At 70.0% G+C, this 573-nt stretch carries 1 protein-coding gene; it reads right to left on the bottom strand.

Going from position 1 to position 573, the window contains the following annotated elements; translation table 11 throughout:
- Positions 1-573, bottom strand: a 573-nt coding sequence (locus A9Z05_RS05475; RefSeq protein ID WP_176730150.1) for an autotransporter-associated beta strand repeat-containing protein, incomplete at both ends; no start/stop codon positions are given.

Genomic DNA, 573 nt, shown 5'->3' with positions numbered 1-573 from the left:
ATCAGCGCGAGCGTGCCGGCGTTGATGACGGTGCTCCCCGCATAGCCGGCGGCGCCGGATATGGCGAGCGTGCCGCTTCCCGCCTGCACGAGGCTGCCCGTCCCGCTGATGGTGCCGCCATACGACACCGTGTCGCTGCGGTTGAACGCCAACGTGCCGTTGTTGACGATGTTGCCGGCGACGGAGCCCGTGGTCCCGCCGCTACCGATCTGCAGCGTGCCGGCGCTGATCGTGGTGTCGCCGGCATAGGTGTTGTCTCCCGTCAGCGTGACCGTTCGGCCGCCGCGCACGGCCACGTTGCCCGCCCCGGATACCACGCCTGAAACCACGAGACCGGTCGAGCGGGAATCGAAGGTCACGCGGGACGCGGCATCGCCGAGCGTGACCTGGTTGGACAGCGAGAGCCCTGCGGAGGCCGCGGTGATGGTGGTCGTCGCCCCGGCCGTCACCTCGAGGTTACCGACGATGTCGGACCCGGTGAGCAACTGCAGCGTATTGTTCGCGCCGTTGAACCGGATGGCGGCCGCGCGCGTCACGCCGTCCGCGTACAAGCCGCCGGCGATCGTGCCGCCG

This window comes from Burkholderia sp. A2 (assembly GCF_001729305.1).
Lineage (GTDB): Bacteria > Pseudomonadota > Gammaproteobacteria > Burkholderiales > Burkholderiaceae > Burkholderia > Burkholderia sola.
Note: the sequence above shows the minus strand (reverse complement) of the source record. Positions and strands in the feature narration are given on the sequence as shown.